Annotated in this window: 26 protein-coding genes; 7 read left to right on the forward strand and 19 right to left on the reverse strand. The window is 69.7% G+C overall.

The genetic code is table 11. The features are described 5' to 3' along the window. Positions 1 to 8: 8 nt before the first annotated feature. The 3 genes from G6N49_RS10665 to G6N49_RS10675 form a co-directional block, all read right to left on the reverse strand. Complete coding sequence (locus G6N49_RS10665; RefSeq protein ID WP_011559926.1) at positions 9 to 974, reverse strand: LLM class flavin-dependent oxidoreductase; 966 nt, start codon at positions 972 to 974, stop codon at positions 9 to 11. A 102-nt stretch (positions 975 to 1,076) separates the two neighbouring features. Then, positions 1,077 to 2,558 (reverse strand): FGGY-family carbohydrate kinase, encoded by a 1,482-nt coding sequence (locus G6N49_RS10670; protein ID WP_011855638.1) that lies wholly within the window; start codon positions 2,556 to 2,558, stop codon positions 1,077 to 1,079. A gap of 21 nt (positions 2,559 to 2,579) precedes the next feature. Beyond that, positions 2,580 to 3,392, reverse strand: a complete 813-nt coding sequence (locus tag G6N49_RS10675; protein ID WP_083045355.1) for an acyl-CoA thioesterase domain-containing protein — start codon at positions 3,390 to 3,392, stop codon at positions 2,580 to 2,582. 89 nt (positions 3,393 to 3,481) lie between these two features. Between G6N49_RS10675 and G6N49_RS10680 the strand changes: the two genes are divergently transcribed. Further along, complete coding sequence (locus G6N49_RS10680; protein ID WP_011855636.1) at positions 3,482 to 4,111, forward strand: flavodoxin family protein; 630 nt, start codon at positions 3,482 to 3,484, stop codon at positions 4,109 to 4,111. Positions 4,112 to 4,119: 8 nt separating this feature from the next. Here the strand turns inward: G6N49_RS10680 and G6N49_RS10685 are convergent, their stop codons facing one another. The 5 genes from G6N49_RS10685 to G6N49_RS10705 are packed head-to-tail and all read right to left on the reverse strand — an operon-like array spanning position 4,120 to position 8,876. Continuing rightward, a complete protein-coding gene (locus tag G6N49_RS10685; RefSeq protein WP_011855635.1) occupies positions 4,120 to 4,878 on the reverse strand; it encodes an ABC transporter ATP-binding protein in 759 nt (252 codons plus the stop codon). Further along, the gene (locus G6N49_RS10690) at positions 4,875 to 5,840 is read right to left on the reverse strand and encodes an ABC transporter substrate-binding protein (RefSeq protein ID WP_011855634.1); all 966 of its coding nucleotides are present in this window, start codon (positions 5,838 to 5,840) and stop codon (positions 4,875 to 4,877) included. The genes G6N49_RS10685 and G6N49_RS10690 overlap by 4 nt, the downstream gene beginning before the upstream one ends. Before the next feature lie 29 nt (positions 5,841 to 5,869). After that, complete coding sequence (locus G6N49_RS10695) at positions 5,870 to 6,709, reverse strand: ABC transporter permease (RefSeq protein WP_011855633.1); 840 nt, start codon at positions 6,707 to 6,709, stop codon at positions 5,870 to 5,872. After that, positions 6,706 to 7,506, reverse strand: coding sequence for a sulfurtransferase (locus tag G6N49_RS10700; RefSeq protein WP_011855632.1), 801 nt, complete (start codon positions 7,504 to 7,506; stop codon positions 6,706 to 6,708). The genes G6N49_RS10695 and G6N49_RS10700 overlap by 4 nt, the downstream gene beginning before the upstream one ends. Beyond that, entirely contained in the window at positions 7,503 to 8,876 is a 1,374-nt protein-coding gene (locus tag G6N49_RS10705; RefSeq protein ID WP_011855631.1) for an NtaA/DmoA family FMN-dependent monooxygenase, read from the reverse strand. Before G6N49_RS10705 ends, G6N49_RS10700 begins: the two co-directional genes overlap by 4 nt. A 304-nt stretch (positions 8,877 to 9,180) precedes the next feature. Here G6N49_RS10705 and G6N49_RS10710 point away from each other — a divergent pair, with 304 nt between their 5' ends. Next, positions 9,181 to 9,834: a GntR family transcriptional regulator gene (locus G6N49_RS10710; RefSeq protein WP_011559917.1), complete on the forward strand. Its 654-nt coding sequence runs from the start codon at positions 9,181 to 9,183 to the stop codon at positions 9,832 to 9,834. Positions 9,835 to 9,837: 3 nt separating this feature from the next. On the opposite strand, the gene G6N49_RS10715 is transcribed toward G6N49_RS10710, so the two are convergent. Together G6N49_RS10715 and xylB are read right to left on the reverse strand one after the other, a co-directional pair. Further along, a complete protein-coding gene (locus G6N49_RS10715; RefSeq protein WP_011559916.1) occupies positions 9,838 to 11,055 on the reverse strand; it encodes an acyl-CoA dehydrogenase family protein in 1,218 nt (405 codons plus the stop codon). 121 nt (positions 11,056 to 11,176) lie between these two features. Continuing rightward, positions 11,177 to 12,574, reverse strand: coding sequence for a xylulokinase (gene xylB, locus G6N49_RS10720; protein ID WP_011855630.1), 1,398 nt, complete (start codon positions 12,572 to 12,574; stop codon positions 11,177 to 11,179). A gap of 108 nt (positions 12,575 to 12,682) precedes the next feature. Here xylB and G6N49_RS10725 point away from each other — a divergent pair, with 108 nt between their 5' ends. From G6N49_RS10725 to G6N49_RS10740, 4 genes are all read left to right on the forward strand, one after another. Beyond that, entirely contained in the window at positions 12,683 to 13,174 is a 492-nt protein-coding gene (locus G6N49_RS10725) for a DUF6328 family protein (protein ID WP_011559914.1), read from the forward strand. 50 nt (positions 13,175 to 13,224) lie between these two features. Then, a complete protein-coding gene (locus G6N49_RS10730; protein WP_011559913.1) occupies positions 13,225 to 14,190 on the forward strand; it encodes a DoxX family protein in 966 nt (321 codons plus the stop codon). Between the two features lie 102 nt (positions 14,191 to 14,292). Continuing rightward, a complete protein-coding gene (locus tag G6N49_RS10735; RefSeq protein WP_011559912.1) occupies positions 14,293 to 14,844 on the forward strand; it encodes an RDD family protein in 552 nt (183 codons plus the stop codon). A 113-nt stretch (positions 14,845 to 14,957) separates the two neighbouring features. After that, positions 14,958 to 15,845: an SCO6745 family protein gene (locus G6N49_RS10740; protein WP_011855629.1), complete on the forward strand. Its 888-nt coding sequence runs from the start codon at positions 14,958 to 14,960 to the stop codon at positions 15,843 to 15,845. Between the two features lie 19 nt (positions 15,846 to 15,864). Here G6N49_RS10740 and G6N49_RS10745 read toward each other — a convergent pair whose 3' ends face one another. From G6N49_RS10745 to G6N49_RS10760, 4 genes are all read right to left on the reverse strand, one after another. After that, positions 15,865 to 16,077 (reverse strand): hypervirulence associated TUDOR domain-containing protein, encoded by a 213-nt coding sequence (locus tag G6N49_RS10745; RefSeq protein ID WP_011559910.1) that lies wholly within the window; start codon positions 16,075 to 16,077, stop codon positions 15,865 to 15,867. Between the two features lie 74 nt (positions 16,078 to 16,151). Then, a complete protein-coding gene (locus G6N49_RS10750) occupies positions 16,152 to 16,490 on the reverse strand; it encodes a YnfA family protein (RefSeq protein WP_082947949.1) in 339 nt (112 codons plus the stop codon). 67 nt (positions 16,491 to 16,557) lie between these two features. After that, positions 16,558 to 18,561 carry a DUF7064 domain-containing protein gene (locus G6N49_RS10755; protein ID WP_011855627.1) on the reverse strand — a complete coding sequence of 668 codons (2,004 nt, stop codon included), beginning with the start codon at positions 18,559 to 18,561 and terminating at the stop codon, positions 16,558 to 16,560. Positions 18,562 to 18,622: 61 nt separating this feature from the next. Continuing rightward, positions 18,623 to 20,131: a carboxylesterase/lipase family protein gene (locus G6N49_RS10760; RefSeq protein ID WP_011855626.1), complete on the reverse strand. Its 1,509-nt coding sequence runs from the start codon at positions 20,129 to 20,131 to the stop codon at positions 18,623 to 18,625. A 76-nt stretch (positions 20,132 to 20,207) separates the two neighbouring features. Between G6N49_RS10760 and G6N49_RS10765 the strand changes: the two genes are divergently transcribed. Further along, entirely contained in the window at positions 20,208 to 20,888 is a 681-nt protein-coding gene (locus G6N49_RS10765) for a hypothetical protein (protein ID WP_011855625.1), read from the forward strand. 3 nt (positions 20,889 to 20,891) lie between these two features. On the opposite strand, the gene G6N49_RS10770 is transcribed toward G6N49_RS10765, so the two are convergent. The 5 genes from G6N49_RS10770 to G6N49_RS10790 all read right to left on the reverse strand — a co-directional run bounded on the left by G6N49_RS10770 (position 20,892) and on the right by G6N49_RS10790 (position 25,758). Further along, positions 20,892 to 21,467 carry a hypothetical protein gene (locus tag G6N49_RS10770; RefSeq protein WP_234789198.1) on the reverse strand — a complete coding sequence of 192 codons (576 nt, stop codon included), beginning with the start codon at positions 21,465 to 21,467 and terminating at the stop codon, positions 20,892 to 20,894. A gap of 177 nt (positions 21,468 to 21,644) precedes the next feature. Continuing rightward, positions 21,645 to 22,364 carry a hypothetical protein gene (locus G6N49_RS10775; RefSeq protein WP_011559904.1) on the reverse strand — a complete coding sequence of 240 codons (720 nt, stop codon included), beginning with the start codon at positions 22,362 to 22,364 and terminating at the stop codon, positions 21,645 to 21,647. A gap of 62 nt (positions 22,365 to 22,426) precedes the next feature. Then, positions 22,427 to 23,668, reverse strand: coding sequence for an alpha/beta hydrolase (locus tag G6N49_RS10780; protein ID WP_011559903.1), 1,242 nt, complete (start codon positions 23,666 to 23,668; stop codon positions 22,427 to 22,429). 76 nt (positions 23,669 to 23,744) lie between these two features. Next, the gene (locus G6N49_RS10785; RefSeq protein WP_011855623.1) at positions 23,745 to 25,376 is read right to left on the reverse strand and encodes a RecQ family ATP-dependent DNA helicase; all 1,632 of its coding nucleotides are present in this window, start codon (positions 25,374 to 25,376) and stop codon (positions 23,745 to 23,747) included. Positions 25,377 to 25,410: 34 nt separating this feature from the next. Beyond that, positions 25,411 to 25,758, reverse strand: coding sequence for a hypothetical protein (locus tag G6N49_RS10790; protein WP_041309668.1), 348 nt, complete (start codon positions 25,756 to 25,758; stop codon positions 25,411 to 25,413). Between the last annotated feature and the right edge of the window lie 96 nt (positions 25,759 to 25,854).

Genomic DNA, 25,854 nt, shown 5'->3' on the forward strand with positions numbered 1-25,854 from the left:
CCTGTAGATCAGGCACGCTCGGATGCCAGCGCGGCCCGCTCGAGATAGGGCCAGGCCACGTCGGTCGGCACGCCGCCGCATAGGGGCAGCAACGGCAGCGGTCTGCCGTCGCGGACGTAGGTGGCGGCCTCCTCGACGGTGAATATCCGGTAGGGGCCGCCGGCCTCCCTGAGTTCGGACACACTCCGCGCGGATGAGATACTCGCCACCGAGTCGCCGTGGCGGTAGGACGCCGCCGTCACCGCGTCATGGAGCAGGTACGGGCCCAACTCACCCCACGCCGCATCGACGTCGTCGGCGACGAAGACCGTCGTCGGTGCGCCCTCGATGGGGAACACGACGGCGCCGGGCTCGAAACCGTGAGCGCGGCATTCGGCTTCGTAGAACTCCCGCAGCCCCGGTGAGGCGACCTGGGACAGGAATCCGAGGCCGTGCCGAGCAGCGCGTCGAGCGGCGGCCCGACTGCCACCGGCGACGACCATGTGGGGCCCGCCCGGCGTGATGGGCGGCGGGGTCACGTGGACCAGCCGCCCGCCGAGGTCGATCGGATCCCCGCGCAACAGCAGTCGAAGCAGTGCCAGCGATTCCTCGGCCAACGCGCCGCGGGTCTTCATGTCGACACCGAAGTGGCGGTACTCCTCGGCGCGGTGGCCGATGCCGAACGCGTAAGAGACCCGGCCCTTGCTGATGATGTCGAGCACAGAGATCTCTTCGGCAAGGCGAACGGGATCCCAGAAGGTGATCGGTACGGCCGCCAAGAGGATCGCCAACTGCGTCGTCCGCGCCGCTATCGCGGAGGCGAGGAGCAGGGGCGCGGGCAGGTGATTGTCGTGGGCGCCGTGATGCTCGGAAAGCACCGCGACCACTGCGCCGCGGGTCTCGGACCACGCGCACATCTCGATCGCGGCGGCATACAGATCGGTGACCGGCGCCCCGCCCGTAGGTGCGCGCATGTCGAACCGGAGAGTGAACATCAACACCGGATCGAGATCGGACGGGTCACGCCGACCGACACTAACCTAAGATTTGTTCCCAGGTGGCTTTTGGCACCGAAAGACGCCGTCGACGGCGACGTCTCAGTCGGGGTCGGCCGCCGCCAGCCGGTGCACCTGGGAGCGGGTCGCCGGATACAGCTCGAGCCAGGTGCCGTACAGGTCGTCGTAGAGCGCGCCGTTGCGCGGATCCGGTTCGATCTCGCGCGCCATCCGCGCCCAGTCGGTGTCCGGGTCCACGAGCCCGGTGCCGATGGCGGCGAGCAGGGCGTCGCCGTAGCTGGCGCCGATCGCCTGTTCCGGGACGAGTTGCGGGCGCCCGGTGATGTCGCTGATCGCCTGCGCCCACACCGGGCTGCGCAGCCCGCCGCCGACGGCCACCGTCCTGGCCGCGGAGTGGGCGTCGTCGAAACGCTCGAGGATCTGCCGGATACCGAACGAGATGCCCTCGTAGGCAGCACGAAACAGATGTCCGCGGCCGTGGCGCAGCGTCAGTCCCACCACCACGCCCCGCGCCCGCGGGTCGAATACGGGAGTGCGCTCACCGGCGAGATACGGCAGCATCAGCAGCCCCTCGCTGCCGGGTGGCACCGCCGCGGCCTCGGCGGTCAGTTCGTCGAACGACGCCCCGCCCGTGGTGGCCTGGAGCCAGCCGATCAGGCTGCCCGCCGTCGACGTCCCGGCCGCCAGTGCGAGACTGCCGCGTTCGACTCCGGTGGTGGTCCACAGTGTCGGATCGCTGAAGTACTCGTCGATGACCTGGACGAGGAACATCGTCGAGCCGTACATCAGCATCTGATCGCCGGGTTGGCGCACCCCCACCGAGAACGCCTCCGAGTACGCGTCGATGGTGCCTGCGACCACCGGGGTACCGGCCGGAACGCCGGTGGCCGCGGCCGCCTCGGCGGTGACGGTGCCCACGACGTCGCTCGGCCACACCAGGCGGGGCAGGGGCAGGTGCGCGCAGATGCGCCGCGCCCAGTCGTGGTTCCAGTCGAATCGGCGGGTGGCGTAGAGCGGATCGCATTGGCTCGCGGTGTGATGGTCGATGACGTACTCGCCGGTCAGCTTGGCGGCGATGTAGGAGTTCGAGCCGTACCAACCGGTGGCCCGGTCGAACACCTCGGGCTCGTGCCGGCGCACCCATTCGATCTTCGGGCCGACGGCCTGACTGGACAGCAGCGTGCCCGCCCGCTCGAGCAGGTTATCCTCGCCGAATTCTGCTGTCAGAGAATCTATTTCAGCAGTCGCGCGGGTGTCGATGCCGTACAGGATGGCCGGCCGCAGGGGTTGTAGCTGATCGTCGCAGAGCACCAGGCACGGCCCCACCCCGCTGACGCCCATCCCCGCGACCGATCCGCCGCTCGGCAGCTGCGCCATGAGGGCGGCGCTGATCTGGCACACCTCGCGCCACCACAGGTTCTCCGCGTCGGCCTCCGCCCAGCCCGGACGCGGCAGGCTCATGGCGTGGGCGATGGTCTCCGAGGCGATCACCGCACCGCTCAGGTCGACGAGTACGCCCTTGGTGCTCCCCGTTCCGATGTCGATACCGAGCAGCAGATCCACGTGCCAAACCCTACGTGTGAGTCAGTGCGTCCTGGACGGAAAGGGGTCGTTGCCGAAGTCGATCTGCGCGGCCGGATTGCTGACCGCGGTCACCATGCCGGAACCGAACGCCCCGGCCCCGTCGTAGAGGGTCGCGGTGCCGACCGAGATGCCGTCGGCCACCCAGTGCGAATCGGCCTGCACCCCGATCCACTCGCCGACCGGGAGGCGGGCGAGCGCGACGGTCAGGTCGCCGTTGATGTAGCCCACCCCCGCGGTACCCAGGTTGGTCACCAGGCTGGTGCCCTCGGCGGCCACCACCGCCCGCACGAACGGCGAGTTCTCGGAGCCTGCGACCACCTGGATCGAGCGGCTCCACGTGCGTTTGCGGGCGGTGTTCTGATGGTCGACGATCGCGTTGGTCCAGCCCGGCCCGTCGCTGCCGAGATGGATCATCCGTGACGGATCGACCGCGGGCGGGACCTCGAAATCCCCCGGGGCGATCCACTCCGTGCCGCGCGGCGCCTCGGCCCGCCGGTACTGCACCAGCGTGGCGCGGGCGACGGTGACGCCGTCCTGCACCAGTTCGCATTCGGAGTTCCGGACCCGCCTGCCGTCGCGAACGAGGTTGGTCTTGGTTGTGGTCGGCACGCCGCGCGCCGCCTTGAACAGGTCGACGGTCAGCCGGGTGGGCAGGAATCCGTCGCGGCCGTACTCGCTCTCGAGCACCCGCGCGGCCAGACCGACGACTGCCGGTCCGTTGAGGTGGTCCTCGCCCCAGTGGCTCTGGGCGAACCGGGTCGGCAGATAGGCGCCGTCGTCGGCGCTTTCGAAGTGCGCGGGTGACTCACTCACTCCGGCATCGTCGCACAGGCAGTCGTGACGAGCCGGTGACGGCCACCGCGCTGTGATTCTGGCGGGGTTGCGGCGGGTAGTCGCCCGACATGACCACTGCTGAACAGAACCGGCCCCTGCGTGCGCTCGCCCTGACGTGCAGCCTCAAGCCCAGCCCGGCGCCGTCGAGTAGCTCCGTGATCGCCGACCAACTCCTCGAGCCGATGCGCAAGGCCGGTGTCGAGTGCGAGTCGGTGCGCTGCGTCGACCACAATCTGCTGCCCGGCGTGGAGGCCGATATGGGACCGGGTGACGAATGGCCGGCCATCCTGGAGAAGATCGTCGCCGCCGACATCCTCGTCATCGCCACCCCCACCTGGGTGGGGCACATGTCGAGTGTCGCGCAGCGGGTGCTCGAACGCCTCGACGCCGAGCTGTCCGAGACCGACGACGCCGGCCGGCCCCGTCAAGTCGGCAAGGTGGCGCTCGCGGCGGTCGTCGGCAACGAGGACGGCGCCCACAAGATCGTGGCCGACCTGTTCCAGGCGCTCAACGACATCGGCTTCACGATCGCGGCGCAGGGCTGCACGTACTGGAACGACGAGGCGATGGGCAGCCGCGATTTCAAGGACCTCGACGAGACACCCGAGGCCGTCGCCGGCACCACCGAATCCGCGGCCCGTAACGCCGTGCATCTGGCCCGGGTGCTGCGCGACAACCCGTATCCGGCGTACTCCTGAGTTCCTCGCTACGCGACCCCGAGCGCATCGGAGATCGCGTCGTAGAGGCGGTGATAGTCGGCGGTGAACCGCAACTCGCGAATGTCGCGCGGCCGCTGCAGCGGCACTTCGAACTCCTCGACGATGCGCCCCGGTGACGGGCTCATCACCGCCACCCGGTCGGCCAGCAGCAGCGCTTCGTCGACATCGTGCGTCACGAAGATCACGGTGGTGCGCAGCCGTTCCCACAGCTGCAGGAAGTCTGCGCTGATCTCACGCCGGGTCAGCGCGTCGAGCGGGCCGAACGGTTCGTCCATCAGAAACACCGTGGGGTCCGAGGCCAGGGTGCGGGCGAGGGCGACCCGTTTGCGCATGCCGCCCGACAGCTGCCGGGGTAGGTAGGCGCCGAACTCCGACAGGCCGACGAGGTCCAGCAGTTCGGCGATCCGCCCATCCTGCTCGCCGCGCCGCCCGCCGTCGATCTGCAGCGGCAGACGCACGTTCTCGATGACCGAACGCCACGGCAGCAACGCATCGTTCTGGAAGACCATGCCGACTCTGGCCGGCGACTCGCCGACCGGGGCGCCGCCGACCAGGACCTGTCCGGCGGTCGGTTCGACGAGCCCGGCGGCCGCTTTGAGCAGCGTCGACTTTCCGCACCCACTCGGACCCACCAGCGCCAGGAACTCCCCCGAGGCGACGGTGAGGTCGGCGCGGTCGACGGCGAGCCGACGCCCGGTACGGGTGCGGTAGGAGATCTGGGTGCCGCGGTATTCGACTGCCGTCACGGCGATTCCAGCAGCGAGAAGTCGAATGCCTCGCCGAAGGCGGGTGCCTTGCCCTTGTCCACCTGCCCGACCTCCTCGAGCAGCGCCACGGTGTCGGCGTAGGTGGACTCGGGGACCACCAGACCCTCGGGTGCCTGTTCGAGCGTGGTCTCGACGACCTCTTCCAGGATGGTCCGGTCCAGCCCGGGCGCCTGCTTCTCGGCCACGGCGACCGCGGCGGGCAGATCACCGAGCGAACGTTCCTGGGTGGCGCGGGCGCCCTGTACGAACGCCGCCAGGGTGTCTCTGTGAGCGTCGGCCCAGGATTGCTTCGCGATCACCGCCAGCGCGATGTAGGGGAATTCCGGTTTCCAGGTCAGCTGGAACCTCCCCGACTGGAGCATGGTCGTCAACGTGGGGTCGCTGACCATTCCCGCTGCGGCGCCGCCCTTTTCGATCGTCGCCTGCATGGTGGCGCCGGTACCGGCGCCGATCACCCGGATGCTGTCGTAGTCGACGCCGGATTCGGCTGCCGCGCGTTGCAGTTCGGTGTCCGAGAGGCTGCCCGGTGCGGTGACCGCGACCGTCTTGCCCGCGAGTTCGGACACCTCCCGCACGGGTGACTCGCTGCCGCTGACCAACGAGTACGGCGGGGTGTGGCTGAGCACCGCGTAACCCTTCACGTCGAGTCCCTTGATGCGGTTGCGCACGACGTGCTCTCCCGCCCCGATGAAGGCGTCGATACTCCCACCGCTGAGCGCCTGCACTGCGTCCGAACCGCTGTCGAAGCACACCTGCTCGGCGTCGACCCCGTCGATCTCGCCCTCGTCGATGGTCAGGGCGGCCAGGCTGATGCCACCGCACACGATGCCCACCTTCAGCGCGGCGGTGTCACCGCCGCCTCCACTGCCGGAGCAGCCCGCGCTCACTGCGATGGTGACGGCCAGCACGGCGGTCAGACGCCGGAAGTTGCTCGAAGACATTGGGGTTCCTTTCTGGGTGGGCACAGCACCTAGCGCGGCGCGACGCGGCGTTCGATGCGTTTGAGAAGTTGTTCGAGCGCGATGGCGACCACGGTGATGACCGCCAGGCCGGCGAACACCCCGGTGACGTCGAGCAGGTTCGACGAATATTTGATGTAGTAGCCGAGACCCTGGCTCGCCGCGATCAGCTCGGCGATCACCGCTCCGATGAGCGCGATCCCGATGGACAGCCGTAGACCGGTGATCAGCCACGGCACCAGCGACGGCACCACGATCCAGCGCAGGGTCTGAAGCCGACTGGCGCGCAACGACTTCGCGACGTCCAGCAGATCCCGATCGATTTCCTGCACGCCCTGGTAGACGTTGTAGAACACGACGAAGACCACCATCGTCACGACCATCGTGACCTTGGAGATCAGTCCGACGCCGAACCAGATGATGAACAGCGGTGCGAGCACAACACGCGGCAGGCTGTACAGCGCCATCATGTACGGCAGCAGCCACCCGCCCAGGATTGTCGAGAAGCCGAGCGCCACCCCGAGTACCGCCCCCAGCGGTACGCCGATGAGCAGTCCGAGCGCCACCTCGAGGAGAGTCTGGGTCAGATGTGGCCACAGCTCACCGGTGCGGATCAGCGAGCCGAGCCGCTCGAGGACCGCAGCGGGGGAAGAGACGTAGAACGCGGGAATCAGCCGCTCCGACGACAGCTGCCAGCCGCCCACGAACAGCACCGCGATCGCGATCCGGCCGAGCGTCACGATCCGCCGCAGGCGCTGGGCGTCCCGCCGGTCCGACCGCGTCAATGCGTCGTCGGTCTCTGCCGTCCCGCGGGACAGCCGGGTGCGGGCACGGCCCCGGGTCTCGGTCATGAGACCCGCTGCCCGCCGCCGGTGCCGACCGGCCGGACCGGGTCGGCACTCCAGGCGGAGAACGACCCGACGTAGAGGGGTGCGGTCACACCGAGGTGTGCGAGCACCGCGACCGCATGGGCGCCGGCGACCCCGCCACCGCAGTACAGTCCTGGCACCTCGGCGGCGTCCAGTCCGTAAAGCCGGCGCAGCGCGTCGGGGTCCCGCAGCGCGCCCTCGTCGGTGAGCGTCGCACGGGAGCTCACGTTGCGCGCCCCGGGAATATGTCCCTTCTCGAAAGCGTCGCCGCCGCGGGCGTCGATCAACGCACCGGCGTCCGCCAGCTGCGCGGCGCCGTCAGCGTCGAGTTCGGGAAGACATCCGGGCCGCAGCGTCACATCACCCTCGGGGACGTCGCCCGCGAGGTCTCCGCCCGGATGACCGGCCCGCGCCCAGGCCGGCCAGCCACCGTCGAGGATGCGGACATCGTCGAGCCCCGCCCAGCGCAGTACCCACCATCCCCGTGCCGCCGCGAAGTCGACGTCGTGGTCGTACACGACCACCGAGGTGCCGGCGGTGATCCCCCACCTGCGTACGGCGCGTTGCAGTTCGGCGACACCGGGCAACGGGCGCCGACCGGCCGTGGCAGGCGCGTCGGTGCGGGCCAGATCCTCGACGAGGCTCACCGGAACCGCGCCGGGAACATGGCCGGGCGGCACGGCGGTGTCGTCGCGCCGGACCTCGAGCACGCGCACGTCCTCACCGGCAGCCAGTCTTGCCGCCAGCGCGTCGGCGGTGATGAACACCGGCGCGGTCATCGCGCCACCCCGACAGCGTGGGACTCCTCGGCGGCGAATCGGTTCGACGGACGCGCCAACCCGAGGTGGTCGCGCAGCGTCGTGCCGGTGTACTCCCTGCGGTGTAGGCCCCGCCGCTGCAACTCGGGCACCACGAGGTCGACGAATGCGCCGATACCGTAGGGCACCCGGGGTGGGAAGATCATGAATCCGTCGGCGGCACCGGTGGTGAACCACTCCTCGAGCACGTCGGCAACTTCGGCCGGTGATCCGACCGCCTCTTTGAACATGCCGCCGCGGAGCAGGGACGCGGTGACCTCGGCGACCGAAGCGCGGTCGTGACCGTAGAGTTCGGCGGCCGAGTCGACCACCGCACGCGCCGCGGCATCCAGCGCTGCCATGTCGACCACATCGGCCAGCGCCGCGTCCGCCGGCACCGCGGACAGGTCCACGCCCAGCGCCTCGGAGAGCTGCGCCCGACCGCCGGGGCCGGTGTTGAGCCGACGCTGCAGATCCGAATATGCCTGATGTGCCGCAGCTTTGGTCTCCTCCACGTACACGGCCACACCCGGGATGATGAGCTGGTCCTGCGGTCGGCGTCCGTACCGCGGCAGGCGCGACTTCAGGTCGGCGTAGTAGGCGCGGGCACCCTCCAGTCCAAGGGTCGAGGAGTTGGTGAACCGCAGATCGGAGAACTTCGCGCCGAGTTCGCGGGACCGTTCGGAGGCCCCGGCGTTGACGATCGGCAGCTGGCCCTGGACCGGCCGTTCGACGTTGAGCGGACCGTCGACGGAGAAGAACTCGCCGCGGAAGTCGATGCGGTGCACGCGTCCGGGATCGACGAACTGGCCGGTACCGGCGTCGGCGACGCGCGCGTCGTCCTCCCAGCTGTCCCACAGCAGCTGCAGCACCTGGATGTACTCCGACGCCCAGTCATAGCGACGTTCGTTGTCCCAGTGCTGATCTCGGCCGAAGTTGCGGGCGGCTTCGACGTTCTTGCCGGTGACGATGTTCAACCCGACCCGACCGCCGCTGAGGTGGTCGATGGTGGCGGTGGCGCGAGCGACGTTGTAGGGGTCCGAATAGGTGGTGTTCACCGTTGTGATCAGACCGATGCGGGTGGTGGAGGCGGCGATGAACGACGCCAGAGTCAGGGCCTCCGGCCGCAGCACCTCGTTGGGGTTCGCGAACTGCGATGACGGCAGGCCGACCAGGCGGTCACCGATGAAGAAGAAGTCGAAGACACCGCGTTCGGCGGTGCGGGCGGCGTCGGCGAGCAGGCCCGGGTTGGAGTTTCCGTTGCTGAAAGCACCTGGCACCCGCCACGCGGCGGGGTGGAACCCGGTCGGCCAGATGGTCAGACCAAGGTGCATACGACGGGAATCGGTCATGTGGCGCAATGCCTTTCAAGCACGAGGTGTGTCACCCGGCGCGCCAGGATGGCACGGCAACGCGGGTACGCAAGCTCTGATTGAGGTGGTGAACGAGACAACGGCACCGGCTACCGGCAACGGCAGCAGAGACCCGGAAACGTCAGCGACAACACAGACAGCTGTTGATGAGCAGCAGATCGACGTAGCGACGGCGCACGAGGTGTTCGGCACCGAGGGGTGCGGTCCGCTCAGGCCACATCACGTACGCGAGCGTATACGCTGTCGCGCGGGGCCGTCAAACGTACGGGAGGATGAGATCACGGTGATCAAAAGCGTTGACAGCGAGCATGTATCGCGCGCCGATGCGCATTACCTGCGCGTCAAACAGGATCTGCTCGGCGGCCGATTCGAGCCTGGCACAGTGCTCTTGGAGACCACGCTCGGAAAGCTCTACGGGGTGTCCCGCACGCCGATGCGCGATGCGCTGGCGCGGCTGGCCCACGACGGGCTCATCGAACGCCACGAACGCGGCTTCATCGTCCGGCAGCGATCCGCCGAGGAGGTCGCGGCGATCTACGAGGCCCGGATCCCGCTGGAGGCGCAGGCCGCCGCGCTCGCCGCTCGCCGCCGCGGGGCCGTCGACCTCGAGCGACTCGAGCACACGCTGACGCTGCGTCGCGACGAGGAGGACCCCGCGCTCTTCCCGGAACTCAACGGGCTGTTCCATCTCGCGCTGCGCGGCGCCGCCCGCAACGCCGTCATCGAATCGACCCTGGGCCACCTCGACGACATGCTCACCGACTACCGGCCGGACAGTTCGGCGCCGAAGGTGGTGGGGCGCGGGCTGTCCGAACACGAGCAGATCATGGCCGCCATCCGCGACAGCGACGCCGCCGCGGCGAGTGAACTCATGACCGCCCACCTCGAACGCATGCGCGATCTGCGCATCGCCGCCCACGTGCGGCACCGGCACTGACCGTCAGCGGATCGGCAGGCCGGTCAGTGCACGGCCGATGACCAGGCGCTGGATCTCGCTGGTGCCCTCGAAGATCGTGAAGATCTTCGCGTCGCGGTGCATCCGCTCCACCGGGTAGTCGCGGGTGTACCCGTTGCCGCCGAGGATCTGGATCGCCTCGTCGGTGACATAGACCGCGGTCTCGCTGGCGTACAACTTCGCCATCGACCCCTCGGCCGAGGTGAACGCCTTGTTGTTGCGGTGCATCCACCCGGCCCGCCACACCAGCATCCGGGTCGCGTCGATACGGGCCTTCATATCGGCGAGTTTGAAGGCGACGGCCTGGAACTCACCGATCTTGCGGCCGAATTGCTCGCGCTGGCAGGCGTAGTCGAGTGCGTACTCGTAGGCGGCGCGGGCCACCCCGAGTGCCATCGCGCCCACGAACGGTCGGGTGCGCTCGAACGTCGCCATCGCGGCCTGACTAGCGGTGCGCTGACCTTCCTTGGCCCGTGCCATCCGTTGCTCGAACTTCTCCCGCCCGCCCAGGACCAACTCGCCGGGGATGCGGACGTTGTCCAACACCACCTCGGCGGTGTGTGACGCCCGGATCCCGTGCTTCTTGAACTTCTGGCCCTGCGAGAGCCCGCGCGTGCCGGGCGGCACGATGAAGCTGGCCTGCCCGCGGGTGCCGAGGTCCGGATACACCGACGCGACCACCACGTGCACGTTCGCGATGCCGCCGTTGGTCGCCCATGTCTTCGTCCCGTTGAGCACCCACTCGTCGGCGGCCTCGTCGTAGACCGCGCGCGTACGCACGGCGCCGACGTCGGACCCCGCGCCCGGCTCCGACGAACAGAACGCGGCGACCTTCGTGTCACCGGGTGTGCCGAACATCGCGGGCAGCCAGTCGCCGATCTGCTGCGGTGTGCCGTTCGACGCCAGCGCCGCCGCCGCCAGGCCGGTCGCCAGAATCGACAGCGCGATACCCGCGTCACCCCAGAACAGTTCCTCGAACACGGTGATCAGCCCGATTCCGCTGCTCTCCCCCGCCATCTGGGCGAACAACTCCGGCGTGTAGAGCCCGACCTTGGCGGCCTCCTCGATGATCGGCCACGGGGTCTCCTCCCGCTCGTCCCACTCGGCGGCCGCGGGCCGGACCACGTCGCGGGCGAACTCGTGGACCCAGTCGCGCACCGAGACGACATCGTCGGGAAGTTCGAGCGAGAAAGTGGGCTCCATCGCGGGTCTCCTGTCGTGACGCGGTCGTCGCCGCCCATCGTGTCATGCGGGTGCAGGCCTGCGCGCGCCCGCGTCCGCCGCCGGTCAGAGACCGTGCGGCGCAGGGGTGTTCACCGGCGGATCACTGCCCCAGCGTCAGCAGCCGGGCCGCGGTGTACCGCTCGTTGACGTGCGGGGTCGGGTCCGCCTCGTAGGACGCCGTCCCGCCGAAGGCCCAGTCGGGCGGCGCATCCCGGCCGCTCAGCACCCAGGCCGCCTGGCGGGCGGCCCCCAGCGCCACGTACTCGGCCGGTGTCGGGACGTGGACGGGTCGGCCCAGGATGGCGGGGGCGATCCGGCGGACGGCCTCCGAGCGCGCACCGCCACCGACCAGGATGATCCGCTGCACGTCGATGCCCTGTTCGGAGATCTTGTCGATGCAGAAGGCCATCGACGCCAGCAGACCCTCCACCGCCGCACGCGCGACATTGGCCTGGGTGAAGTTGCGGGTGGTCAGCCCGTGCAGTGCGCCCGCGGCGTCCGGCAGGTTGGGTGAGCGCTCACCGTCGAAATACGGCACCAGGGTGAGACCCTCGGCACCGGCAGGCGCCGTGAGCGCCAGGCCGTCGAACTCGTCGAACTCGACACCCAGCATGCCCGCCGTCGCCGCCAGCACCGGCGCCCCGTTGAGCGTGCACACCAGGGGAAGTTGACGGCCCGTCGCATCGGCGAACCCGGCCACCAGACCGTCGGGGTCATGCGGTGCGGTGGTCGCGACCGCGCTGACCACACCCGAGGTCCCCAGCGACACGACACAGTCGCCGGCGGCCGCACCGAGCCCCAGCGCGGCGGCCGCGTTGTCCCCCGCGCCCGGACCGAGCAGGGCGCCCGACGCCGTCCGGCCGGCGACATCGTGCGGCCCGAGGACCGTGGGCAGCGCAGGGCGGCGACCCCGCATCGCCAACTCGAGCAGGTCGTCGTCGTAGTCACCGCTCTGCGCGGAGAAGTAACCCGTACCGCTCGCATCGCTGCGGTCGGTGTGCAGGTCGCCGATGTCGTCGGACCCGGACAACCGCCACGTCAACCAGTCGTGAGGTAGACACACCGCCGCAGTTGCGTCGGCGTTGTCCGGTTCGGTGTCCGCCAGCCACCGGAGCTTGGCCGCGGTGATCGCGGCGACCGGTACGACGCCGATGCGGTCGGCCCAGGCGACGGGGCCGCCGAGTTCGTCGACCAGGTCGGCCGCCGCCCCGGCAGACCGGGTGTCGTTCCACAGCAACGCATTCCGGACCACGGCGCCTGCGGAGTCGAGGCAGACCATGCCGTGCTGCTGGGCGCCGACCGACACCGCGCCGACGTCGTCGAGGCCCCCGGCAGCGGTCTCCGCGGCCTGCAGGGCCGACCACCACATCCGGGGATCCACTTCGGTGCCTGCGGGATGCGGGGAGGTCGCCGAGCGGACGATCTCGCCCGTGTCGGCGTCGCACACCAGGATCTTGCACGACTGGGTCGACGAATCGATGCCGGCGACCAGTGCCACGGTGACCTCCTCGAAGAACAGCGACTCGGGCCCAACCCACCCTAGTCAGGCGCCGACGATTCGAGCCGAAGACCGATCTGGGCGACCACGGGTTGGGAGAATCGTCGGATGACCGGCGAGAGCACGGGCCGCCAGCGATGGGATCCGGGGCGCCACGAGACCGAGACCGAGCGGCTGGACCGCAACTGGTTCAGTCTGCTCCAGGAACTGAGGGTCGCGCAGACCGGTGTGCAGGTGCTGACCGGCTTCCTGCTGATCCTGCCCTTCCAGGACCGCTTCGGCGCACTCGACGACGGCGCCCGGCTGGTCTACCTGCTCACGGTGGCGTGCTCGATCGGCTCGACGGTGCTGCTCGTGGCGCCGGTGAGCATGCACCGGGTGCTGTTCCGCAGGCACCGGCTCGATGCGCTGGTGGCGTCGTCCCACATGTTGGCGATGGTCGGGCTGCTCCTGCTCGCGATGGCGCTGACCGGAGTCGCGGCGATCATCTTCGACGCGGTGCTCGGCGCCGCCGCCGCGTGGACGGCCGCAGGAGTGACCCTGCTCGCACTGGCGTCGTCGTGGTTCTGGCTACCGGTGCGGCAGCGCCGGGACAAGTAGGGCCGATCAAGGGCGTTTGTGACCAGTTCAGCGTGGGAACACCCCGGAACATGCTTATCCGACGTATCGCGCGACCAATGTTGTCTGCTGTGTTCATCGGGCGCGGAGTGGAGGCTCTGCGGAGCCCCAAACCGGCTGCCGATGCGGCCAAACCGACGATCGAAGGGCTGAGCAAACTGCCCGACCCGGTCGGCACCAACGTGCCCACCAACCCCGAGACCGTCGCCCGCATCACCGCCGGCGTACAGATCGGCGGCGGGCTGCTGCTGGCCTCCGGCAAGCTCCCGCGTCTCGCCTCCGCGGCGCTGGCGTTCAGCGTGGTGCCGGGCAGCCTTGGCGGCCACATGTTCTGGAACGAGACCGATCCGGAACGCAAAGCCGACGAGCGCCGCGCCTTCCTCACCGACGTCAGCCTGATCGGTGGCCTGATCATCGCGGCCGTCGACACCGAGGGCAAACCGTCGCTGGGCTGGCGCAGCCGCCGCGCGGCGCACAAGGTCACCGCTGCGCTGCCGGTCGGCGCGGCCGCAGGCGGATCGCTGGCCGACAGCGAATTCGCCGAGAAGCTCGGCCACGGTCTGCACGTCGGCGCCGAGCGGGGTCGCGAACTGGCCGGCGTCGCCCGTGAGCGCGGATCCGAACTGGCCGAAGTGGCGAGCAAGCGCGGTGCCGAGCTGGCCGAGGTGGCGAGCAAGCGCAGCGCGGAGTTCGCCGAGATCGCGAGCAAGCGCGGTGCGGAATTCGCCGAAGTGGCGAGCAAGCGCAGCGCGGAACTGGCCGACGTCGCGAGCAAGCGCGGCGCGGTGCTGGCCGAGGTGGCTCGTGAGCGCGGCAGCGAATGGGCCGAAGTGGCCCGCGATCGGGCACCCGAACTCGCCGACGCCGCGAAGGGACGCAGCGCCGAACTGGCGCTGCTGGCGCGTGAACGGGCCAACGAACTCGCCGAGACCACCCGCAAGCAGGCCAAGCAGGCCCAGAAGCAGGCCCGCAAGGACGCCAAACGCCGACTGCGCTGACACCGTCGTTGATCTTGTCGAACCGGGCGCGCCGAAGCGCCCGGTTCGTCGTCTTTCGGCGGTAGATTCGTTCCCACCCACTACGCGGCAGGAGCGGATGCCATGACAACCGGTGACTACCCCCCTCAACCGGGCCAGCCCCAGTACGGCCAGCAACCTCAGTACGGTCAGCCGCAATACGGGCAGCAGCCGCAGTACGGCCAACCCGGCGGATATCCCCCACCGTTCGGCGGTCAGGTTCCGGGCACCCTCGGGATGCGCTTCCTGGCCCGGCTGATCGACGGCATCATCGTCGGCCTCGTCGGCGGTCTGGTCCTCGCCCTCGTCGATGCCATGTCCAACGTCTGGATCACCGGCCTGTTCACCGGTGCGCTGTCGTTCCTGTACTACGTCGTCTTCGAGGTGACGCAGGGCTGGACCCCGGGTAAGAAGCTGCTGGGCATGAGCGTGCGCGGTCCGGGCGGTGCGGCCAAGCCGACGGCGTCGCAGTCGGCCATCCGCAACCTGTTCACCCTGCTGCCGATCATCCCGTTCATCGGTGGCCTGCTCGGCGTGATCGCGATCGTGGTGATCGCGGTGACGATCAACAACAGCCCGACCAAACAGGGCAAGCACGACGAGATGGCCGGTGGCACACAGGTGGTCAAGGGCTGAAATGCCCTGAGCGCCATACTAGGAAGTCCCCCGACAACCGTCGGGGGACTTCTTGTTCGGGCCGTGACGACCTGCACACCGGCCCTGCCGGCGGTGATGGTTGACTTCCCGATGTGAGTAGAGCTCCGGAACTGGCCCGCCGCCTGTTCGACCGTATCGAACCCGTGCACGCCGTCACGTACTTCGCCCCGGAAGCCCGTTCGGCCCTCGACGGCCTCGGTTACCGCGGATTCTGGATGGGGTATTTCGCCGCCCGCTCGGCACCGCTGGGCCGGGTCCCCGCCGACGTGGTGACCGCGATCTTCTACAACTTCGCCCCCGAACGGGTGGCCAAGGCGCTGCCCGCGGCCTGGGCGGTCGCTCCGCCGGAGGCGGCGCTGGCGGCCAGGGAGCGGTCGGCGGTGGCCGCGCTCCAGAGATGCGGTGTGCGTGACGACGAGCAGGTGCGCACCGCAGCCGCACTGGCCGCGAAGGCCGCGCGGGCTCTCCCGGTGGACGGCAGGCCGCTGTACGCGGCGAACAAATCACTGGACTGGCCGGAGGACCCGGTCGCCGTCCTGTGGCATGCGACGACCCTGTTGCGCGAGCATCGCGGCGACGGGCACGTCGCGGTGCTGGCCGCGGCGGGGTTGAGCGGCCGTGAGTGCAACGTGCTGCACGCGGCCGCGGGCCGGGTGCCGCGCGAGATGATCATGCGCAGCCGCGATTACGACGACGCCCAGTGGAAGTACCACGCCGACTGTCTGGCACAGCGCGGATTGCTCGACGGCGCCGGTGAACTCACCGCGGGCGGCCACGCGTTCAAACAGCGGATCGAGGACTCCACCGACGCGCTGGCGTGCGCCGCCCTCGACGCGCTCGACGACGACGAGGTCGAGACGCTGTTCCAGACGCTGACGCCGATCACCCGTGCCGTGGTCGCCGCGGAGATCGTGCCCAGCGCAACTCCGATGGGGCTGTCCCGTGACGACCTCGAGGATGCGAGCGCCCATCTGCGCTGAGCGGGGTCACGCGTGGTGGTCACTTCTTGTCGAGCGCACCTGGCTTGTGCACGGCGTCGTTTCCGCTCTTGTCGCTGACCACCCGGTATTGCGGTTCGTCCTTGGACGCCTTGACCTTCCGGCCCGCCGCCTCGGTCTCGGAGGTGATCTTCTCGACGACCTCGCCCTCGGCGGTGCTGCCGTGGCTCTGCCAGGTGACCTTGTCGCCCTTCTTGAATTCCTGATCGCTCATGACCGGCGGGTACCCACGGGGTCCGCGGTCACCCGGGCCGGGAGCGCGACGTCATATATCCGTCGGAACCCCACTCAGCGCGGGGCGTACATGATGAGCCCCACCCCGACCAGGCAGACCAGCGCACCGGTGAGGTCCCAGCGGTCGGGCCGGAACCCGTCGACCACCACACCCCACAGCAGCGACCCCGCGACGAACACCCCGCCGTACGCGGCCAGGATGCGGCCGAAGTGGGCGTCGGGCTGAAACGCGGCCACGAATCCGTAGGCGCCGAGCGCGATGACCCCGGCCCCCGCCCAGATCCAGCCGCGGTGTTCACGCACCCCCTGCCACACCAGCCAGGCGCCGCCGATCTCGAGCAGGGCGGCGAGGACGAACAGGGCGGCGGACTTCAGCACGAGCACGCCCGTCAGCGTGCCGCGAGCGTGCGCAAACTGCCGGATGTTCGCGGCGTGTCGCGAAGCGGACACGCACTCGGTGTCAGGAGCGGGCGATGTTGCGGTTCCACTCCACCCAGCCGATGCCGGTGCGGCCGTCGCCGGTGGTCACCGCCGCCCAGGCCCGCGGGAAGTGACTGACACGGCCGTCGGCGGCGGTGAGCATCACCGGCGCGAAACCGCGGATGTCGACGTCGACGGTGAGGTCGCCGGGTTGCACCGTCAGCGATGTGGTGACCGGCAGGCCGGTGTCGGCGAACGTCGCCGCGGCGGTCATCTGCGTGGTCTCGGTCAGGGCGGCGTCCGGCGGCTGCACGTAACCAATGCTCATCGGCCCGATCTCGGGGATCCGCAGATCGACCCCGTGCAGATGGGTGCCGTCGTCGAGGTGCAGCGCGTTCCACACCCAGTCCATGGCCCACCAGTCGCGCACCCCCCACGAGTGGTCCCGCTGTCCGGGCACCGCGTCGAAGCGGTATTCGCGGCCGTCGGCGGTCACCGTGCCCGAGACCGTGCAGGCGATCTCGTAGCGGGTCGTGATGCGGTACCGATAGGGCGTGCCGACGGTCGTCCACGTCAGATCCATGGTCAGGTCGACGGGACGGCCCGCTTCACCTCGGAGCAGTGCGGCGGGGTCGTCGTGCGCTTCGCCACGACCGCGGACGGTGACCCGGTAGGTGCGCAGGGGTTCCACCGGTTCGAGACCGAGATGCGCAGTGTCGGTGGTGGTTTCGGTGTAGTCGGCCGGCAGAGGGGCGTCGAAGTCCACAATGCCGATGGTCGGCATGCCGGGTCCGCACACGAGTGCGTTGATCCAGGCGGCGTTGCGGTTCGGGTAGAGCCCGAGCCGGACCCAGCCGCCGACATCCTGTGCGCCGTCGGCGAAGTCGAAGTACCAGCTCTCGTTCCACAACTCCTCGTCGCCGGGCTGATGTGAGCCCTCGTCGGCGGCGGCGGGCTGCAGCGGTTCGTCGTCGCCCGGTTCGGGCAGCGCGGCGAGGGCGTCGGTGTCGAGGACGTGTTCGCAGTGGCGGCGCAGCATGGTCATGAACATCTCGTCGCCGCGTTCGGTGCGCGCGACGAGCATCGAGGAGACGATCGCCATCATCACGCCGAAGAAGCTCTGGCGCCGGACCCCGTCGCGCACGGTGTCGAGGTCCACCAGCGCCTGCGCGCCGAGCGCCTCGTGGTAGGCGCGCAGCAGCGCGTCGTAGTGTGCGCGCCGATCCTCCACCGGCAGTGCGCATCCCAGGAAATAGGCGACGTCGGTGAACGCCGGACCCCAGGTGACGGTCTGCCAGTCGACGACGGTCAACGGTCGGTCGGCGCCGGCCTGGCCGAACAGCATGTTGTCGAGTCGGTAGTCGCCGTGGATGAGGCCGTGCGGTCGGTCCGCGGCGGACTCGGCGTCGAGGTAGGCGTCGAACACCGCGACCAGCCGCTCGCAGACCGCGCGGTGCTCCGGCGCGATCGCATCCCCGTAGCGGTCGGCGAAGCCGGCCCACAGCTGGCCGAGCAGCACCTGGTTCATCGGCGACTCGCGGTTGAGCCAGTCGGCGTCGGCGAGGGTGGCGTTGCCCAGCAGCGGACCGTGCACCCGGCCGAGTTCGGCCAGCGCGAGCGTCGCCTGCTCGACCGTCGCGCCGCGGATCTCGTCGCCGACGACGGCGGGCGCCGCATCGCCCAGCAGCAGGTCGAACGCACCGGTCTCGGCGTTGTAGGCGGCGTGATAGCAGGGCGCGACCGGACCGGGCAGTCCAGGTGCGATGTCGGTGTAGAACCGCACCTCGCGTTCGTAGAGTCCGAGCGCCAATCCCGTCTGGCGGCTGTTGACGTCGGTTGCGGCGACCTTGAGGACCACCGATTCCGGCCCGGCGGTCGCGGCGTCGGCATAGGTGAGCGAAACGCGGTAGCACTCACTCATCTGGCCGGTGCCGATGCGGTCGAAGCCGAATTGGGTGACGGTTCCCGCGCCCAGCACGGTGGTCAGCCAGTCGGCGGTGAGGTCCGCGGGACGTTCGATGACGAGGTCTGCAGTGTGAGCCACGCGATGAACCTAGCAGTGGGCTGCATCACACTGTTGACGGGTGTCAATCAGTGGCGACGGGTCAGCGTGCCGACAGCGTGAAACCCTCCCAGGCCTGCCTCCGGTGGGCGTCCGGGTCGTGTTCGATGCGTGGTTTGCGGTCGAATACGCGCACCACACGCTGGTCGGCGCTGTAGGGCGCCCACGCGTCGCCGGGGGTTCCGGTGCGGCTGAACGCCCGCCACCGGCGCTGCACGTCCGCGCTCACCTTGATGGCCGAACGCCGGTCGGCGGCCGCGGTCAGCAGCGCTCCAAACCTCGTGCGGTAGGTGTCGAACACGGCGAGCAGTTCGGTCGCGTGCGTGGCGCCCAGACCCGTCCACTTCAGCGTGCGCGGGGCGTAGTCGTAGCGGTACACGTAGGTCGGGGCGTGGCGCGAATGGGCCTCGGAGATCTGCCAGGTGGCGGTGCCGAACGCGAAGTCTCCCCCCAACTGCATGCACGCCGACGAGCTGGGATAGCCCGGGTAGGCGGCGGTGATCCGGTCGCGGCGCTCGGCGTCGGAGTCGGCCAGCAGCGTCTCGATCATCGGCTCCGACATCGGCAAAAGGGGCAGGAACCGGCTGAACAGCCGTCCCTCCTCGAGGTTGTTGCCCACGATCAGCGGCACCCGGTGCGCGCTGCCCTCGGCCATCGCGGCGACGGGCTCGACGGGCAGGTAGTCGGTGCCGTAGGACGGCCCGACCGGGAAGGCGCCCGGCATATGGGTCATACCGCGACGGATCAGGTGCTCGAGCGCGTCACCGAGTTCGGCGGGACGGGCCGCCATCAGCGCGGCGGCGCCGTCCTGGGGGCGGGCGCCGAGAAACTCGACGAAGTGTTCGGCGAACACCGCGGCGGCTTCGTGGGATCGCACCATACCGCTGGCCGGGCTTTGCGAGATCGCTTGGTGGAAAAGGCCTTTCGCCTGCGGCACCGCGAGCAGCGTGGCGACGGCGTGGGCACCGGCGCTCTCCCCGAAGATCGTGACGTTGTCCGGGTCGCCGCCGAACACGGCGATGTTGTCGCGCACCCACCGCAGCGCCATCACCAGATCGCGGAGGAACAGGTTGCTGTCGATCGGATTCTCGGGGGTGGACAGCGACGAGAAGTCCATACAGCCGAGCGGGCCCAGGCGGTAGTTGACCGACACGTAGACGCATCCACGGCGGGCCATCGCCGCGCCGTCGTAGATCGGGGTGGCCGAACTGCCGAACGCGTATCCCCCGCCGTGGATGAAGAACATCACCGGCAGCGGACCGTCCGCAGGCTTCTCCGGGGCGACCACGTTGAGCGTCAGGCAGTCCTCGCTCATCTGCTGGCGTTTGCCCACGCCGAGGAGGGTGTACTTCGGGTCCTGGGGGGCGCAGTTGCCCACGCTGTGGCAGTAGCGGACCCCACGCCAGGGCTCGGCGGGCAGTGGAGCGCGGAACCGGCGGCGCCCCACCGGTGGCTGGGCGTACGGGATGGCTCGCCACCGGTGGACCCGGTCGCGGGTGAACCCCTCGATCGTTCCGGTGCTGATGGTTGCGCGGACGGTACGCTCGTGCATCTTCTGACGGTAGCGAATGGTGGCGCGCGGCCGCGCCTGACCGGGGTGTGCGTGTCGGCCCGCTAGCCTGGCGACCATGCGGATTGCTGTGATGCTCGCGGCGTCTGTGCTGGTCGCGGGTTGTTCCCAGGCGGTCGACGGGCAGGCGCGGCAGACGGTACCGACCCTGTCGGCGCCCTCCGGCACAACGCGCACCTCACCGTCGTCGACGGCGAAACCCCCGCCGACCAGCGCCCCGGCGGCCCGCGCGCCGATCGGCGAGGTGATCCGGTGGATCGAGGCCGCGCCTCCCGCCGCCCCCGAGGATTTCCACACGGTGAGCCGCGAAGGGGCCGGCACCGACCTCGGTGACGGCGTTGCGTTCACCACCCCGACCGGCACGTCGAAGTGCATGACCGACCGCCGCGCGGAGGGCGCGCTGACCTGTCTGGTCGACCTGCGGGAACCGCCGCCGCGCCCGGCCGACGTGTACGGCGAATGGAAGGGCGGCTGGGTGGACTTCCCGGGCGGGACGCTCGACGTCGGTTCGGCACACGCCGACCCCGGCCCGTTCTCCGACGGGTTCGGTGTCGAACTGCCCTACGGGCAGGCGTTGAACTTCGGCGACTACCGGTGCCGCACCGATCCGTCGGGCCTCTTCTGCGTGAACTACGCCCACCAGTCGGCGGCGCGGTTCAGCGACGCGGGTATCGAACCGTTCGGCTGTCTGGAGCAGGTGTCGCCGCCGCCGGAGATCGGCGCCCGCTTCAGCTGCTGACTGTCACTGAGCCGGCCGCGCACGTTCCCGGGCGCGCTGCGGATAGGCGTGCGTCATCCCGACCGCTCCGACGATGACGACGACGGGGATGACGTAGTTGGTCCAGTCACGGGTGTGCGGGATCTGCGCCGAGAGCAGTCCGAGGAGCGCGATCAACGCGAACACCAGCGCCCACATCAGCGTCAACACCTGATTGGTGCGCCGGAACGCCGGCTCCTCCCAATCCTGAAGCGGCACCGACTCTCTGGCGTACTGCTCGGTGAACGGCACGAACCCCAACGACACCAGCGACATCACCGCCAGCACCCCGCTGGACAGGGTGGTGGCGTAGGTGTCCATCCAGTCCCGGTCCGCGGCGCCGACCCCCATCGCCACCATCGTGACGCCGAAGAAGAACACGATCGTGACGACGTCGAGCAGGCGCGGACCCCCTCGGCCCATGGCGATTCCGAGGATGACGGCGGACAGGACCGCGCACAGGGCGCCGAATTTCCACGTGCTCGGACCGTCGGCGACCACCCAGTAGATGATCCACGGCGCGAACCCGACGAACGGGCTGCGGTCGAACCACTCATCCATGATTCCCGCAGAGTACGCGGGTGACGGTCGGACCACTTCCGTCTGCTCCGGACGCGACGGCATACCCGCGGCGCACCAGAACGTCCGTCTGCAGGTGCAGGGAGCCGGCGAGGGCGCCGATTGCCCTGCAGGCCAGCGCCTCTCACCGTCTGTTCGGATCCGTCCGACTCGGATCCGTCACGACGGTGGGATCCGGAAGTTCCCGTCGACGATCACCGCCTCGACGGGCTGACCGTTGATGGTCGCTCCCCACTTGCCGTCGGGTCGCTGCTCGAGTTGGCCGGCCTGCCGCAGCAGCCGTCGGTTGCGCACCTCGGCGCGGAACTGCGCATCCTTGAGTTGCTGTTGCTTTTCGAAGATGTTCAGGTCGTCGTCTTGGCCGAAGTCGCCGCCGAGGCCGCCGAACTGGACGCCGACCGCGGAACCGTTGGGCCGCAGCACCCAGGACTCGCGCACGCCGCCGAGTGCCGCGGTGTACATACCGGCCGGTGCGGGCACCTCCGCGGCGGTGAACGTGTAGGTGACACCGTCCATCGTCAGGTCGCCCTCGACGTCACCGCCCTCGAAGGAGGCATCGAGTGTGTCGCGGAACTTCGACGTGAGATCGATCGTGCCGTCGGTCTGGTCGCCGAAGAACCAGGCCTCGTCGTCGGTGCCGTTGCAGGCGTATGCCGCGACCCGGTCGCCGTCGACGGCGATCCCGATCGTCATGGGGCGGCCGTCCTTCTCCATGTCGGCGATGTACTTGGCCGACGGAGGGAAGGCCTGCGCGGAGGTGGGCGCCGGGGCCGATGTCGTCGTCTCGGTGGAGGACTCGCCGCCGGAGCACGCGGACAGCGTGCCGAGAGCGAAGATCGCGCTGACACCGAGAAGCAATGTGCGGGTGTGCTGTGTCATGTCACCAGCATGGAGCGCCGGTCGGGCCGGTACATGGAGAATCTGTGGAGATTGCGTGGAGATCAGCCGGCCAGGAAGGCGCCCACCTCGGTGCAGAACACCCGCCATGCCGGTTCGGTGCCCGTCAGCAGGTGGTTGTTGCTGTTCAGCGTCACCAACCGCGCGGCAGGGATCAACGCCGCCAGCTCCTCGCCGAAGCGTTGCGGCACCCGGTGATCGTCGCGCGAGTGCAGGACCAGCGTCGGGCAGCGCACGTACTGGGCCTCCTCGCAGACGTCGATGCGGCCGAATTCGGTGAGGAACCGCACCGCGTTGTCCGGGGATGTGGTCCGGCGCTGCAGCTGATCGAACGCGGACCAGTCTGCGCGGGTCCCGTCGGGCAGGAACTGCGCGGCGAACACCTGCCGGAACGCAGGATCGTCACGACCCCAACCGACCCGGGCGAGGTCGAGATCCAGTGAGGCCGCCCGCTTCTCCTCCTCGTTGGCGGCGCGCACCGCGCGGCCTTTCGCATAGGCGCCGCAGAGCACCAGCCGGCTGACCCGGTCCGGGTGGCGGGCGGCGTAGGCCACCGCCACCGCCCCGCCCTGGGACACTCCCATGAGCGGGAAGCGCTCGAGCCCGAGCGCTTCGACGACGGATTCCAGATCGGCCACCCAGGCGTCGAAGGTGAAATCGCCGACCTCCCAGTCGGAAAGCCCGCAGCCGCGTTCGTCGTACCGGATGAGGGTGTGGCCACGCGACAGGTCGCGCACCCAGTGCCGCCACACCGGGCTCTCAATGTCGTAGCCGAGGTGGGTCATCCAGTTGGCGGCCCGGACCAGCGGTGGCCCTTCGCCGGAGACCGCGTACGCCAACCGGACCCCGTCGGCGGCGCGGCAGAACGCGATGTGCTGACGCGGCGCCGGCACCTCGGGCGCCGGAGCCTGCGCGGGTTCGTCCGCCGCGATAGTCGCGACGAATTGATAGCCGCGGCCGCGCACCGTGCGGATGTAGCGCTGCGACTCGCCGTCGTCGCCGAGCGCCCGACGGGCGGCCTTGATCCGGCTGGTCAGCGCGGCCTCTCCGACGAACCGCCCACCCCACACGGTGTCGAACAACTCTTCTTTGCTGACGAACCGGTCGTGGTTGGCGACGAGGTGGGTCAATACGTCGAACACCTGCGGCTCGACCTTGACGACGTTGTGGCCGCAACGCAATTCGTACCGCGCGGTGTCGAGGACGAACTCGCCGAACCGCCAGACGCCGCGGTGTCCCGTGCCACCGGTGGTGGCCGGAACGGACTCGGGCGGTGACGGGGCCAACAGCTACCTACCTCGGCGTCGGATCGCCTCATGGTACGGCGTTCCGGCCCCGACCACAGCGCGTCGAGCGGTGCCGTCACCGCGTCGTGAGCAGGTTCTTCCCGGTGACGGCCGCCATGGCCAGCGTGCGGTATCCGTAGTCGTCGAACAGCACGGTGACACGGTCGGTGTCGCCCCCGATCACCACGCCGTCCCCCCACTCCCGGTGGGAAACGGCGGTGTCCACCGGGATGGCGGGCTGTCCACCGGCGTCCGCGTCGGTGGCACCCTCACCATCGCGGCAGCGGTCGCAGTTGCCGCACGGTCCGGGCAGCGGCTGGCCGAAGTAGGTGAGCAGGAACTGCCGACGGCAGTGCCGCGATTCGGCGTAGCCGCGCATCATCTCGACGCGGCTGCGGTCCACGCGTTCCCTCGCCTCGACCACCTCGATCGCGGCCTCCACCGCAACGCGAGGCGGGATCCCGTTGGAGTAGAACCCTTTTCGTGTCGAACGGATTGCATCGGCCGATTCCAGGAGGTTGATCGCGTTGGTCAGCCGGCGTCCCTGCGCGTCGAGGCGTTCGCGCAGCGCCTTGGTCCGCGTGGGTTTGTCGGTGTCGAGCGCCCGGTAGACGGCCTCGATGAGGTCGGCGTCGGGACGGTGGGTGGTGAAGAATCGGGCCAGCCCCAGATCCTCGGCCCGGTAGAACAGCAGCACGCGCGCGTCGCCGCCGTCGCGTCCGGCCCTGCCGATCTGCTGGTAGTACGAGTCCAGCGAATCGGGCACCGACGCGTGGACGACGAACCGCACGTTGGGTTTGTCGATCCCCATCCCGAACGCCGAGGTGGCCACCACCACGTCGACGGCGTCCTCACGGAAACTCTCGTGGACGCGTTCGCGTTCGGCGGCGGCCAGTCCGGCGTGGTACACCGCCGCGCGGACGCCCCGCTCACCCAGCGCATCGGCGTAGCGCTCGGCGTCCTTGCGGGTGGCGGTGTAGACCAGCCCCGGTACCTCGAGCCCGGCGACGGTGTCCACCACCGCGGCGCGCTTGTCGGCGTCACGCACGAACTGCTCCACCTCGAGCGTCAGGTTGGGCCGGTCGAAGTTGCCGACGACCATCAGCGGGTCCCGCAGCCCCAACCGTTCCACGATCTCGCGGCGCACCACCACCGACGCCGTCGCGGTGAGCGCCACCACCGGCGCCCCGTTGCCGAACTGGGCGAACGCGTCGGCCAACCGCAGATAATCCGGCCGGAAGTCATGCCCCCACGCCGACACGCAGTGCGCTTCGTCGACGACGATCAGCGACACCGCCGCCTCGGCGAGCCTGCCGACGACAGCATCGTTGGCCAACTGCTCCGGCGAGACGAAGATGTACTCAGCCTCGTGGCTGTGCACCGCAGCCCAGTTGTCGTCGGTCTGGGACGCGCGCTGCCGGGAGTTGATCGCGACGGCCTCGGGGGCACGGGTGTCGGCCAGGCCGGCGATCTGATCCTCCTGCAGGGCGATCAACGGCGAGACGACCACGGTGGCGCCGTCGAGCAGCACCGCGGGAACCTGGTAGATCGCGGACTTACCCGAACCGGTCGGCAGCACCGCCACCACGTCGCGGCCGGCAAGGACGGCCACCATCGCCTCGAGTTGTTCGGGGTGCAGTTCGTCCCAGCCGAACACCCGCCGGGCCGTGCGGCACAGTTCCGCCGCCCGCTCACCTACTGCAACCACCGCGTCCAGTTACCCGGGGCGCGACCGGAAAAACCTAGCGCCAGCCGTCGGCCGCCCTGGCCGCGCGCATCAAGGCATCGCACAGTTGACGCAGTTCGTCGGATCCGGCGCCTTCGTCGACCGCCGTCGCGACGTCCTCCGCCGCGCACCGAACCTCGAAGACCCGGTCGGCCAGCAGGGCGGCCTCCTCGGCGGTCAGCACGACCGCGTCCGGGGACAGCGAGGTGCCCCGCACCATCGCGCGCTGCTCGTAGGCCCGCTGCCGGCACGACTGCCTGCAGTACTGACGCCGGCGGCCCAGACCTGCGTCGGCGACCTCGCGGCCACACCAACGGCACGGCTGGGGCCGGGTACGCCGTCTGCTCGCGGTCTCGGTCTCCACGAACTCAGACTGTAGACGGGTCACCCCGCCGATCCCGGTATCATGGAGGGTCGAGTCGGGAACCGTTCGTGGCTCCGCCGCGTTGATTATCCGGCA

It is taken from the genome of Mycolicibacterium monacense (assembly GCF_010731575.1).
Classification (GTDB): domain Bacteria; phylum Actinomycetota; class Actinomycetes; order Mycobacteriales; family Mycobacteriaceae; genus Mycobacterium; species Mycobacterium monacense.